At 63.1% G+C, this 13338-nt stretch carries 10 protein-coding genes; 2 read left to right on the top strand and 8 right to left on the bottom strand.

The window, feature by feature from the left end:
• Positions 1 to 88: 88 nt before the first annotated feature.
• The 6 genes from PQR32_RS19220 to PQR32_RS19195 form a co-directional block, all read right to left on the bottom strand.
• On the bottom strand, positions 89 to 1021 hold the full coding sequence (locus tag PQR32_RS19220) for a glycosyltransferase family 2 protein (RefSeq protein WP_408230128.1): 933 nt from the start codon (positions 1019 to 1021) through the stop codon (positions 89 to 91).
• A 61-nt stretch (positions 1022 to 1082) separates the two neighbouring features.
• A complete protein-coding gene (locus tag PQR32_RS19215) occupies positions 1083 to 3281 on the bottom strand; it encodes a polysaccharide biosynthesis tyrosine autokinase (protein WP_408230595.1) in 2199 nt (732 codons plus the stop codon).
• 134 nt (positions 3282 to 3415) lie between these two features.
• Complete coding sequence (locus tag PQR32_RS19210) at positions 3416 to 4645, bottom strand: polysaccharide biosynthesis/export family protein (RefSeq protein ID WP_408230592.1); 1230 nt, start codon at positions 4643 to 4645, stop codon at positions 3416 to 3418.
• On the bottom strand, positions 4639 to 5094 hold the full coding sequence (locus tag PQR32_RS19205; RefSeq protein ID WP_408230125.1) for an arsenate reductase/protein-tyrosine-phosphatase family protein: 456 nt from the start codon (positions 5092 to 5094) through the stop codon (positions 4639 to 4641). Before PQR32_RS19205 ends, PQR32_RS19210 begins: the two co-directional genes overlap by 7 nt.
• 55 nt (positions 5095 to 5149) lie before the next feature.
• Positions 5150 to 6598 (bottom strand): UDP-glucose dehydrogenase family protein, encoded by a 1449-nt coding sequence (locus PQR32_RS19200; protein ID WP_408230122.1) that lies wholly within the window; start codon positions 6596 to 6598, stop codon positions 5150 to 5152.
• A 138-nt stretch (positions 6599 to 6736) separates the two neighbouring features.
• Positions 6737 to 8134, bottom strand: coding sequence for an undecaprenyl-phosphate glucose phosphotransferase (locus PQR32_RS19195; protein ID WP_408230119.1), 1398 nt, complete (start codon positions 8132 to 8134; stop codon positions 6737 to 6739).
• Between the two features lie 635 nt (positions 8135 to 8769).
• Here PQR32_RS19195 and PQR32_RS19190 point away from each other — a divergent pair.
• Complete coding sequence (locus tag PQR32_RS19190; RefSeq protein ID WP_408230116.1) at positions 8770 to 10323, top strand: mannose-1-phosphate guanylyltransferase/mannose-6-phosphate isomerase; 1554 nt, start codon at positions 8770 to 8772, stop codon at positions 10321 to 10323.
• Positions 10324 to 10452: 129 nt separating this feature from the next.
• Here PQR32_RS19190 and PQR32_RS19185 read toward each other — a convergent pair whose 3' ends face one another.
• Positions 10453 to 11646 carry a DUF6566 family protein gene (locus PQR32_RS19185; protein ID WP_408230113.1) on the bottom strand — a complete coding sequence of 398 codons (1194 nt, stop codon included), beginning with the start codon at positions 11644 to 11646 and terminating at the stop codon, positions 10453 to 10455.
• A 593-nt stretch (positions 11647 to 12239) separates the two neighbouring features.
• Positions 12240 to 12536, bottom strand: coding sequence for a YciI-like protein (locus PQR32_RS19180; protein WP_408206529.1), 297 nt, complete (start codon positions 12534 to 12536; stop codon positions 12240 to 12242).
• A gap of 448 nt (positions 12537 to 12984) precedes the next feature.
• Between PQR32_RS19180 and PQR32_RS19175 the strand changes: the two genes are divergently transcribed.
• The gene (locus PQR32_RS19175) at positions 12985 to 13284 is read left to right on the top strand and encodes a PsiF family protein (RefSeq protein WP_408230110.1); all 300 of its coding nucleotides are present in this window, start codon (positions 12985 to 12987) and stop codon (positions 13282 to 13284) included.
• Positions 13285 to 13338 lie beyond the last annotated feature (54 nt).

The following is a 13338-nucleotide window of genomic DNA, read 5'->3' as shown; positions in this document are numbered from 1 at the left end:
CTCTGCCGGTGGAAAGGGGCATCGGCGGCCCTGGCGCGGGCCGTGCGCCGATGCGCGAACATGCGGGACGTAGCGCGGGGCGTGGTGATCACGCGGCGCGTGACAGCGCACGACGCGCCTCGTGCGCGCCTCCGCGCACGGCGCGCCAGCGCGTCAGCTTCAGGCCGGCCTGCTTCGAGAGCAGCGCGAGCGCCGCATGCGTGAGGCCGGGGTAGACCCGCGTGCCGACCAGCGCCCACCACCACCAGGCGGTTTCGCGGTGCAGCGGCGGCAACTGGTCGCGCAGGATCAGATGGAAGTTGAAGGCGGCGTTGCGCAAGGCCGCCATGGTTTGCGCGTCGCGCCGGTCGTCGTCGAAACGCTCGGCGGGAAAGTGATCGACCGCCACGCGCGGGTCGTACATCAGCTTCCAGCCGGCGTTCTTCACGGCGAGGCTGAAGGCCATGTCGTTGTGGACCTGCGCGCCGGCGCCGCGCAGGCGCGCGTCGAAGCGGATCGTGCGCACCGCCTCGCGGCGGTAGCTCATATTCGCGCCCTTCAGAATGTCGACTTCGCGCGCGCCACCGACGCCCAGATGATGATTGCCGATGATCTTGCCGTGCGCCGTGACCTTGCCCACCAGCGGCCGCTCGCCGTCCAGCACGCGGCCTTTCTCGTGCACCCAGTCGCGTCCGCCGCGCGCGCCGAGGCGCGCGTCGCCGGAAAACGCGGCCGCGATGCGCTCGACCCAGTCGGCGTGCGGAGCGGCGTCATCGTCGGTGATCGCGATCACGTCGCCCTGCGCCGCGTCGAGGCCGCGATTCAAGGCCGCGACCTGACCGGGCACCTCGACCAGCGCCACCGAGAGCGGCAGCGCGCCCGGCACGGCCGGATCGCGCAGGCACGCGTGGGTCGCTTCGTCGTCGGCGCGCGCCACCACCACCACTTCGTCAGGCAGCCGCGACTGCCGTTGCAGCGCCGCGAGGCAGCGCGCCAGATCGGCCGGGCGGCGGTAAGTCGGAACCAGTACCGTCACTTTCATCGTGATGTCCTTTTTAATCGTCGTTGCGCGAGCTTCGGAATGCATCCGCAAATCCGCCGGCTCAGGTGCTCAGGTATTCCTGAACCGCCGCGTAGCCACGGTCGTAGCCGCCGCGCGAGCGCGCCGGCATGCCGTTGAAAATGCCGCCCTGCACGTGCACGCCGGCCGCGCGCAGACGCTTCAACGCATCGTTGATCTCGCCTTCGCTGTGCACGCCCGAGCGCATCACGAAGAAGGTCGAGCCGGCATACGCGCCGATGATCGACGCATCGGTCACGGCCAGCACCGGCGGCGTGTCGATCATGATCACGTCGTAGCGCTTGGCGAGGCCTTCGAGGTACTGCGGCAGGCGCGGCGACATCAGCAGTTCCGACGGATTCGGCGGACGGCGGCCGCACGAGATGAAGCTCAGGCCATCCACGTTCGAGCTGCGGATCGCTTCTTCCAGCGAGATCTGGCCGCTCAGCAATTCGGACAGGCCGTTATCCGGCGCACCGCCCAGATAGCGTTCGAGCACGCCGCGGCGCATGTCGCCGTCGATCATCAGCACGCGCTTGCCGGAATTCGCGAGCAGCACCGCCAGGTTCACCGTCAGGAAGCTCTTGCCGACACCAGCCATCGGACCGGTCAGCATGACGATGCGATTCTTCGCGTCCATCAGCGTGAACTGCATGGAGGTGCGCAGGCTGCGCAGGCTTTCAACCGTGACATCCTTCGGACGCGCGTTCGCGAGCACCGAGCGCAGACGTTCGCCGCCGCGCTGGAAGCTGGCTTCGAGCACGCCCTGTTCGGCGCTCAACGGCACAAGGCCGAACACCGGCAGATGGAACGCGCGCTCGATGTGATCGGGATCGTCGATGCCCTTGAACATATTGCGGCGCAGGAACACGAAGCCGGTGCCCGCGATCAGCCCGAGAATCACCGCCGCCGACAGGATCAGCGCCTTCTTCGGCTTGACCGGCACGCCCGGACGCAGCGCGGCGTCGACGATATGGACGTTGCCGCCGGTGCCGGCCTTCTGCACCGACAACTCCTGCACGCGATTGAGCAGCAGCACGTAGATGTCTTCCGCCACCTTCGCGTCACGCTGCAACTGCACGGCCTTCACTTCGGTGGCCGGCAGATCGCGGAAGCGGTCGGCGTATTTGGTGCGCTGCGCCTGCAATTCGGCCATCTGCTCACGCGCGGCCACGAGCATCGGATGGTCGTCGCCATAACGCTCGGTGAGTTGCGCCATCTGCAGGCGCAGTCCGGCAATCTGCTGCTCGTACTGCACGCTGCCTTCGAGGTACACCTTGGCCTCGTCGCTCGCGTTGATCGAGCCAGACTGGCGTTGATATGCGGTCAGGGCGGCCTCGGCGCGCTCCAGATCAGACTTCAGGCGCGGCTCTTCGCTCTTCAGGAAGTCGAGCATCTTGCTGGCGTCGGCCTGCTTGTTCAGCACGTGCTGGCGCACATACGACTGCGCGAGCGCGTTGGCGACCAGCGCGGCATGCTCGGGGCTCTTGTCTTCCAGCGAGATCTGGATCACGCCGGTCTGCTTGCCCTGCTCCTGCACCGTGATGGCCGACTGGAACGCGGAGATCGCGTCGAGGTCGTTGGCGCGCATCACCGTGAATTCCTCGCCCGGCCGCGCCACCAGTTTGTTGACCATGATGGTCACGCCGCCGCCCTGCTCCTGCTGGCCGACCTGGCCGTGCAGCAGTAGCGAGCCGTTCTCGGCGTACAGGCTGTAGTGCTGGTCGTCGATCGCCTTCATGGTCAGTTTCTGACCTTCCAGCGCGGGGATCACGTCGATCGAATCGACGTCGGCCTCTTCACCGCCCCATGCATACGACGACAAACCGAGCCACGGGCGCGCCGGCTGCCCTGGCGTGGCCATGCGCGCGGCGATGCTGCCGAGCAGCGGCAACGTCTTCGGCGTGACGCTGAAGTTCAGCTTAAGTTGCTGCACAACCGGGCCGACCACGCCGCGGCTCTTGATGATTTCGATCTCGGCGTCGGTCGGCAGCGAGGTCGAGCCGGTGGTGATCGCCGCGCCGGTCTGCGTCTGCGTGAGCGCCTGCGACGTGTTGTCCGATTGCTCGACCCGCACATGCGCATCGGCCGAATAGATCGGCTTGGCGAGAAAACAATAGGCGCCGGCGATCCCGACGATCACGGCGGCGATGGCGATGAGCCACCAGATGTCGTCGAGGATCACCTGCACCAGTTGTCCGAGGACGACGTCCTCTTCTTCGGTCTTGATCGGACCGGCCATGTGTGGAGAGATTTGGTTGCTCACAATTCGCTTCCCGTATCGGTTACAGCGGTATTTGCTTCGGTCCCGCGCCGCGTCCATCACGGACGGCGCGGCGCGGGGCCTGACGACGGCTCAGACTGCGGTTACGACGATCAACGCGTCAACTGTTTCAGGTAGAACAACGTCTGCACACTCGGCAACACCTGCTGCAACACACGGTTGAAGGTGGTCGACGCGGCGGTGCCCACATACACGACATCCAGCGGCTGCAACTGGAACTGCGAGGACAGCATGATGGCGTCCGGCTGCGTCATGTCGAGGCGGTACACGTCCGGCGTGGTCGGGTGATCCTTCATGCCGCGCATCACGAAGATCTGGCGCGGATTGGCGTCGGTATCGAGAATGCCGCCGCCTTGCGTGAGCGCGTCGGCGATCGTCATGCGGCCTTTGATGATCGGCAACAGGATCGGCGTCTTCACCTCACCCATCACGAAGACGCGGCTGTCGGTGCGGTCCGGCACGTTGATCACGTCGCCGTTCTGCAGCATCACGTTCTGCGTGGTGTCGCCGCGATCGAGCATACGGTCGGCGTCGAGTACGTAGAGCTTGTTGTTGCGCGTGAGACGTACGCGCTGAATGTCGGCGTCCGCGTTCGTGCCGCCCGAGCGCGTGATCGCGTCGACCAGCGTGAGCGGCACGTCGCTCACGGCGAGCGGGCCTGGCGTCTTCACTTCGCCGGTCACCTGAACCTTCTGGCCGCGGTACGACAGCACGCGCACGTCGACCTGCGGATTGCGGATATAGCGCACGAGGCCTGAGCTCAACTGATCGCGCAACTCGCCGACGGTTTTGCCGGCGGCCCGAATACGGCCGACGAACGGGAAAAAGATCGTACCGTCTGCGGCGATGGTCTGGCCGTACGGATCGGCTTGCCCCGGCAGCGCGGCCGTGTACGGCTGCTGCAAGGCGCCGCCGATCGACTGCGTGGTGTTGCCGCCCGCCGACAGCGTGCTGCCCTGCGGCGTGGTCAATTCAGGGTGGTCCCACACGGTGATGCCGAGAATGTCCTGCGGCGAGAGCCGGTACACGTACTGCGACGGGTCGCTCAGGGTCGAGGTCGGCAGCACCTGGGTCTTCGCGGCGGCGGCCTGCGCCTGCGCGGTCACGACGGCGGCATCGATCACATGGACCGGATAGGTTTCGGCGGGCTGGCTGTCGTGCTGGCCGTCGTCTTTCAGACGGGACGTATCGAGGTAGTTGCCAGGTGCGGTGGCGCAGGCCGACAGAAAGGACGTCAGCAAAAGCGTGGCGGCGAGTTTCGACTTGAAACTCGTCGACTTGCAGTTCGCAATTGAGTTTGCAGCGAGTTTTTTCATCAGCATATTTTCTTCAGCCATCCCATGACCAGATGTTCGATGAGCACGAGACTCTCCCTATAAGCGGTTTCCGCACCGCCGTGCGGATCGGCGACGTCGGAATCCGCTTCCCACTTGCCGAGCGGATAGACCTTGCCGCGCGAGGCCGGATCGAGCGCTTCGACGTCGCTCACCTGCGCGCGCTCGGTGACCAGCACCAGATCGGCGTTGCGCACGAGTTGCCGGTCGAGACGCCGCGAGTAGTGGATGCCCGAGGCAACGCCCTGCTCGGCGAGCAGGCGTTGCATGACCGGGTCCATGGCGTGGCCGTTCATCGCCCGCAAGCCCGCCGAATGAAACGCGATCGGCGCTGCCTGCGAACGCGACGCCGCGCGTTGCCGGGCCTTGAACAGCATTTCGGCGGCGGGCGAACGGCAGACGTTGGCGTGGCAAACGATCAGAACGTTGGCGAACATGGCGGGCTCCGTGATGAGGCGCGTGGTGACGGCTAATCAGTGCGTGAGCAGCGGATCAGCGGCCGGCTTCAACAGCATCCGCCGTTTCTTCCTGCGCGAGCGGCAAGCCGTTCGTGCCGATCTTCGCCGGTGCGTTGCGCAGCGCGTGTTGCCGGCCGATCGCGTGATACTCGATTCCGAGTTCGAGCAGCGCGTCCGGTTCGTACAGGTTGCGGCCGTCGAAAATCAGCGGCGTCTTGAGGATCCGCTTGAGCGAGTCGAAGTCCGGGCTCTTGAACACCTTCCACTCGGTGAGAATCACCAGCGCGTCGGCGCCTTCAGCAGCATCCATCTCTTCCTTCACGAACTCGAGGCGCGCGTGCTGTTGCGGCACGTCCTTCAGGTCCAGCGCGAACACACGCTTCGATTCGTCGATCGCGACCGGGTCGTACGCTTTCACGCGCGCGCCGCGGCGCAGCAGTTCGGCGATCAGCGGACGGCTCGGCGCCTCGCGCATGTCGTCGGTGTTCGGCTTGAACGCAAGGCCCCACACACCGAAGGTGCGGTCCGACAGGTCTTCGCCGAGACGCGAGACGATCTTGTGCGCGAGCACTTTCTTCTGCGTGTCGTTGACCGCTTCGACCGCTTCGAGAATGCGCAGATTCGCCTTGTGATCGGCGGCCGTGCGGATCAGCGCCTGCACGTCCTTCGGGAAGCACGAGCCGCCGTAGCCGCAACCGGCATACAGGAAGTCATAGCCGATACGCGGATCGGAACCGATGCCGCGACGCACGGCCTCGATATCCGCGCCGACGCGATCGGCCAGATTCGCGAGTTCGTTCATATACGAAATGCGCGTGGCGAGCATGGCGTTGGCCGCGTACTTGGTGAATTCGGCCGAGCGCACGTCCATGTACAGCGTGCGTTCGCGATTGCGGTTGAACGGCGCGTAGAGACGCTTCATCAGGTCACGCGCTTTCTCGCCCGGCACGTCCTCGTCGCAACCGAGCACGATGCGATCGGGCCGCGTGAAGTCTTCCACCGCCGCGCCTTCCTTGAGGAACTCGGGGTTCGACACCACCGAGAACATGTGCGCGGCGTTGCGTTCGGCGAGTTCGGCGGCGATCACCTCGCGCACGCGCGAGGCCGTGCCGACGGGCACCGTCGATTTGTCGACGATCACCTTGAAGCCCGTCATATGGCGGCCGATGTTGCGCGCGGCGGCGAGCACGTATTGCAGGTCGGCGGAGCCGTCTTCGTCGGACGGCGTGCCGACCGCGATGAACTGGATATCGCCGTGCGCGACGGCGGCTTCGACGTCGGTCGAGAACTTCAGGCGGCCGGCCTTGCGATTGCGCGCGATGATCTCCTGCAGACCCGGTTCATGGATCGGCACGCCGCCGTTGTTGAGCACGTCGATCTTGCGCTGATCGACGTCGAGACAGAACACATCGTGGCCGATGTCGGCCAGACATGCGCCCGTCACGAGGCCTACGTAGCCACTACCGATGATCGTCAGGTTCATGTATTACACCTCGCAAATGGAGTTCAACAAAATAAGTCGCTTAGCGCGTGAACGAAGCCGGCAAGAAAACGCCGGGCCGCCCCAAGTTTTCTTGCTCCCCCCACGGGGGGGCTGGCGCGAAGCGACAGGTGGGGGCCGTCAATAAGCGTTGCTGCCCACGAAACCCTTCCACAGCGTCAGCACGACGATCTTGATGTCGAGCCAGAAGGTCCAGTGCTGCATGTAGTACAGATCGAGCTTGACGCGGCCCATCATCTTTTCGATGCGGTCGGTTTCGCCGCGATAGCCGTTGATCTGCGCCCACCCGGTGATGCCCGGCTTGATCCGGTAGCGGTGCATGTAGCCCTTCACCAGATCCTTGTAGATGTCGTCGTGCTCGAGCGCATGCGGACGCGGGCCGACCACCGACATCTCGCCGCGCAGCACGTTGATGAACTGCGGCAGTTCGTCGAGACTGGTGCGCCGCAGGAACGCGCCGACCGCGGTGATGCGCGGATCGCGGCGTGTGGCCTGGGTGATCTTGCCGTGCTCTTCCTTGTGCATCTTCATCGAGCGGAACTTGTAGATTTCGAACTGATTGCCGTCGATGCCCTTGCGCTTCTGCCGGAAGAACACGGGGCCCGGCGAGTTGATCTTCACCGCGGCGGCAATCACCAGCATCACCGGCGCGAGCGCGGTCAACGCGGCCAGCGCGAACAGACGATCGAACACGCGCTTGGGCAGCACGCGCAGATCGGTGATCGGCGAGGCGGCCAGGTTGATCGCCGGCACGCCGAGCAGATCGACCATCGGCTGATTGAACAGCGTCAGGCTGCGCACGTCCGGAATGAAGCGGATGTTCACGAAGTCGTTGCGCAGGTCCATCACGAAGCGATGGATCGCTTTCTCCTTCGAGATCGGCAGCGCCAGCCACAGCTCGCGGATCGCGCGCTGGCGCACGAGATGCAGCATGCGCTGATAGTCGCGTTCGACCGGTACGCCTTCGATCACCTCGCCCGCATCCGGGTCTTCGTAGTGGTTGATCGTGCTGTCTTCATCGAACACCACGACCGGCGAGAAGCCCGCGTCCGGACGGCTGCGCATCTGCTGGATCAGAAAGCGCCCATACGGCGCACCGCCGACGATCGCCACCGCGCGCTGATTGAAGCCTTCGCGGCGCAGTCCGCGCAGAATCGAATAGACGATCACCTTGGTGACGATCAGCAGCACGATCGTGGCCATGGCCCAATAGACGAGCCACAGCCGCGACAGGCTGTCCGAGCGGTGCAGGCTGAAGCTGATCAGCACACCGGTGACTTCCACCAGCAGCCAGCCGCCCGCCACGCGGCACAGCAGGTCGTACAGCGGCTTGCCGCGCCACGACTGATAGATCCCGAGCGCGGGGAAAAACACCACCACCAGCAGGCAATCGAACGCGAGCGAGACGCTTTGCATATCGTCCAGCCACACCACTTTCCCGCTGTGCACGGCCGCCGCGATGGCGGCGCCGAGCGCGACCATGGCGATGTCGATGATTCTCGATAGAACGCTCAGCATGCGCTGCCCCTCAGTTCGTCAGTCAAGTGCCATCCGTTGGTTGGTTGAAATTCAATCCGGCGACGGGACGTACAACGCCGGAAACCGCGTCATGCAAATCCATGCGCGACGCGTAACTGTTTGAACCGGTGCTAATTGCCCTTCTGCTTCCCACTCGAAAAAACTGCCTGAACAGCCGAATTGGGAAACCTGTGTCGGAATGAGTGAATACCCTTGTTCAGGTATAGATAAAGCGATATTAAAATTCCCACTGCAAGACCGCAAAATATCTCAAATTGTATCGGTCAATGCTTCGGCATTTTTTCTGAATTTTGTTCGGCAATTGTTACCGAATTTGGCGTTTGACAGGCATCTTGTGAGCCTTGCCGTAAGCCAGTGTGGTGCTTTCTGAGCCTTTTCCTACGAAGCTTACGCCGCGCCTTCCGCCGTCATTCTGAGGCATGAACGGCGGTAAAAAAATGGCCCGTGATTTTTTTCGGGTAATTTTTCTTTTTAAAAAATTATCCGGACATTTTTTCTTCACGAAATGGCGAAATTTATTAGGCGTTTTATATAGTTTCTATTTAACACGCTTTTATTGATTCCTGAGTTCGTGATAAAACTCGACGCATTCACCCAGCCTCGAGGAGTCCATCATGACAGCTCCGGTTACGGCCACGCCCGCCGACACCCGGTTCACGCAAGTCAAGTCCCTGAACGTCAAGCTCAAGGTTCATCCCGTGATTCTGGCGGGCGGCTCCGGCACGCGGTTGTGGCCGATGTCGCGCGAACAGCATCCGAAACAGCTCATCGGCCTGCTCGGCGACGATTCGCTGCTGCAATCCACCACGCGCCGTCTCGAGGGACTCGAGGCCGGCTATCCGCTCACCGAGCAACTCGTCGTGGTGGCCAATGAAGAACAGCGCTTCACCACCGCCGAGCAGTTGCGCACGAGCGGCAAGCCGACCCGGCTGATTCTCGAACCCGCCGGCCGCGACACGGCGCCGGCACTCACCGTGGCCGCCCTCTCGGTCGCCGCGCAGGACGAAGACGGCATCATGGTCGTGATGCCCGCCGATCATGCGGTCACCGACATCGACGGATTTCATGCGGCCGTGGCCGCCGGCGTGCAGCATGCAGCGGCCGGTCATATTGTCACGATGGGTATCGTGCCGACGCGCGCGGAAACGGGCTATGGCTACATTCGCATTGGTGCGGCGCTTGGCACGACTAACGACACGCAGGACGCAGGCGCGGAAGTGACCGGCAAGGTCGGCGCGCACAAGCTCGATCGCTTCGTCGAGAAGCCGCATCTGGAACTGGCGCAGCGTTATATCGAATCGAAGGAGTACTGGTGGAATAGCGGCATCTTCATCATGCGCGCGTCGACCTGGCTGAAGGCGATCCGCCATTTCCAGCCGGCCATTTACGAAGCCTGCGATGCGGCCTTCGCGGGCGGTAAGGCGGACGGCGACTTCTTCCGTCTGCAACGCGACGCGTTCAGCGCCTCGCCATCGAATTCGATCGACTACGCGGTGATGGAGCAGCTCGGCAATGATCAAAGCGCGGCCTCGGGCGTGGTCGTGCCGTTGCAGGCGGGCTGGTCCGACGTGGGTTCGTGGGACGCGATCTGGGACATCTCGGACAAGGACGCCGATCAGAACGTGGGGCGCGGGCGCGTGATGTTCGAAGGCGCGGCCTCGACGTTTGCGCATTCGGAAGGACGCCTGATTGCCTGCGTGGGCACACAGGATCTCGTGGTGGTGGAAACGGCCGACGCCATTCTGGTCGCCGACAAGTCGCGCGTGCAGGACGTCAAGAAGATCGTGGGCCGGATCCGCAACGACGGCGGACTGGAGGCGGCCAACCATCGCAAGGTGCATCGCCCGTGGGGCAACTACGATTCCGTCGACACCGGCGAGCGTTTCCAGGTCAAACGGATCGTGGTGAAACCGGGCGCGCGCCTCTCGCTGCAAATGCATCATCACCGCGCCGAACATTGGATCGTCGTGCGCGGCACGGCGCTCGTCACGCGCGGTGAAGAGCGCTTTATCGTCTCCGAAAACGAATCGGCCTATATTCCGCTGGGTGTCACCCACCGTCTCGAGAATCCGGGCAAGATGCCGCTCGAAATGATCGAGGTGCAGTCCGGTTCGTATCTCGGCGAAGACGATATCGTGCGCTTCGACGACACCTACGGACGTCAGTAACGCGCGTCGATGAGGGGCGTCGGTGAACGGCGTCCTTCTGATAACACCAGTGAATCACAGCGAATGTCACAACGAATGAAGCGGGAACCTGCGGCGGTTGCTCCTACCGGCCGCGGGGAACTGCTGTGCTCACCCCGCGTGGGAGATGAGTTCTGTGTACGACGGATAACGATCGGATGCACTGTTCTCGGTCGCTGCGGTGGCAGCGGCCGGTTCGCCGGGATAACGGCGCAACGGACCACGAAACGCGTTGAGCGGTCCATGCAACGGCGCGCCGTGATTGGCCGCGACCGGTTCTGGCACATGGCGCAAGGCAGGCAACGGACGAGCCGCCGTGGGCGCAGAGTTCGCTGAGACATGAGCCGGCGCTTGAGCGGATGCTTGTGCCGCAGCCGCGGATTGCGCCGCTGCCGCCAACGTGAGGCATTCCCGCTCGATCCACTGACGTGCCCAGTCGAGCGCGTATTGCTCCGCCGCCTCGGCTTGTGCAAAGCGCGGGCCGACGAGGCCGGAACGCTCGACGCGTTTGCCGTCCTTCATGATTTCCGCCCACGCCCGATACATGGCGTTCGGCACCTGCTCAGCCGCGACGTAAATCACATAGCCGCGCCGGTCGACGATTTCCGTGCCGCGTGGCGCGAGGCTCATCGACAGCGGGCTGCGCCGATCATCAGGCGCAGGCGTGCCGCGCGCCGACGCAATGGCCGAATTCAAACCATGCATGGCCGCACCGACTGCCCGCGCTTCGTCCGGACGCGGCAAGCCGGCTCGCACGGCATGCCGTGCGGGCGCTGCAACGGGTGCCGCTGGCGCACGAGACACCGGCGGCACATTCGCGACGCCGGACAACTGACGCGTGATGTCGGCGATCGGATCGGCCGAACGCCAACTACTCAGGCTGTTCGACATGCCACCGGGCGCTTGCCACGACTCGGGGCTTCTCCAGGACACGCCACGCAGATGCTCGTCGCGCACGCTGGGGGTTTCCGCTACCGGTGCCGCGGGTTTGGCCGCGACGGGCGGCGCCGGTTGGGGGACGTACGCAAAGGTGCGCCCGGTTTGAGACAACAGCCGAACCATCTCAAGGAGCGTGCCGTTCAACTGCCACTCTTCAAAACGGCGCCGGCAAGTCGGACCCGACGGATAGCGGCCTGGCAGTTTGGACCAGGGTTCGCCGGTTGTCAGAATCCACAGGACGGCATTCGCCACGATACGTGGTTCGGCGCGGGGCCGGCCGCGTCGGTTTAGACGGACGGCCGGCTCATCTGAAACAAGCGCTGCCAGCAGCGCCCATTCGTCATTGCTTAGCTCATCGAAAAACATTGGGTTTTCTCCACGCAGCCTGGCCGGGCCACGGCTTTGGACTGCCACGGATTCAACTTTCACGACCCGTGTGCAGGCCTCGGTTGCACAAATATGTTTTGTACGTCCTGTTGGCTGGTCAATACCGCCCTGACTTAGTGCGGTTTGTCCCTATTGCGAAGCACAGAACGTGGTCTCACTCGTGCATGGGAGAATTTGTGCACGAAGCATACCATCCCCAGGGTTTCCGTGAATATCAATGAGACAAGTGTTACGGATAGAAACAAACTTGTCCTTTTTGCTGCGTCTTTTCTCGCAATGCCGTCACAAAAGTCCCGGCGTTTTCGGCAGCGAAATGACGCTATTGCATCGCACAACAAGCAGGCAACACAAGCGAATAGCTTTTATGAATCCGCCGCGTGTCCGGCACAGGATTTCGATGCATTTTGGCTCGGCTTTGACCGATCCACTGAAGCGCGGGAAGCAGTGCTGAACACGCTATGTGCAGTGCATCAATGCCGAGGAGATCGCGCGGCCTGACCGGCGCGGAAGCGTTACGTAAGCGACTGGTTTCGCCGCTCGATACTCCACCGATACAACCGATAGACCCGATTTCAGCGCACTGGTTTCGCCGCGCCCTCGCCCACCACCGTCGTCCATTCCCGCACGCGCCAGCGTGTCACGAGACCGGCAAGGACATACGGATCGGCCTTGGCAAAGGCTTCGGCGGCAGCGGCAGAGTCGCCTTGAAAGAGCAGCATGGCGGTGTCCGTGGGCTCGGCCAGCGCGCCGGCCAGCAACAATTCGCCGCGTTCCGTGGCGGCCCACGCGAGTTTCAGATGCTCATCGCGATACGCGGCGCGCCGCTCGAGGTAGTCGGACACCAGGTCGTACATCAATAGATAGTGCATGGCGAGCCTCCTTGGCCGGTGTAAGTGCAGACCAGCGACGCAACGAGGCAGCATGCATTCTGGTCAATATTACCCATATGTTGGGTGATGGAATTTCATGCCGAATTACAATTCAATTGCAAGTGCAGCAATGCGCAAAGCATGGTTGAATTTTTCATCGATCTTATCGAATGGCAGAGTCCTAATTCGTTTGAATTCGCTTCATGCATTTAATCTGGAATGCATAACATCATTCCACGCTCGCGCCATTCGCCATTTCATACTCCAATCCGGCGTCAATCCCCGCCACGTAAGGGAAAACCAGCGTGAGCACCTGTCAACCGGAATACGCTTTTGGCCGTTCTGGCAGACAGCATTTGCCATAATGGACGTGCCGAGGGTCCTGGACACCGTTGACGCCCGCGCGCATGAACGACCAAAAACGTTTTCACCACCGATGGAGTGTCACATGAAAATCCAATCCGCTATCGCTACGCTGGTGCTGGGCGCTGTCCTCGTTTCTTCGCCGGTGTTCGCACAGAACAGCCAGCAAACCAAAATGGCCGACTGTAACAAGCAGGCCGGCGACAAGAAGGGCGACGACCGCAAGGCGTTCATGAAGACCTGCCTGTCCGCCAAGCCGGCCGCCGCTGCGCCGATGAGCCAGCAGGACAAGATGAAGGCGTGCAACGTGCAAGCCACCGGCAAGAAGGGTGATGACCGCAAGGCGTTCATGAAGACCTGCCTGTCGTCCGCCCCGGCTAATTAAACACAACGAATCGGGGCCCCCCGCCCAGCCCCGGGCCGCGTCGCGCCGCCCGAC

It is taken from the genome of Paraburkholderia dipogonis (genome assembly GCF_046027395.1).
GTDB lineage: Bacteria > Pseudomonadota > Gammaproteobacteria > Burkholderiales > Burkholderiaceae > Paraburkholderia > Paraburkholderia dipogonis_A.
This window is presented reverse-complemented; position numbering and strand designations above follow the sequence as displayed.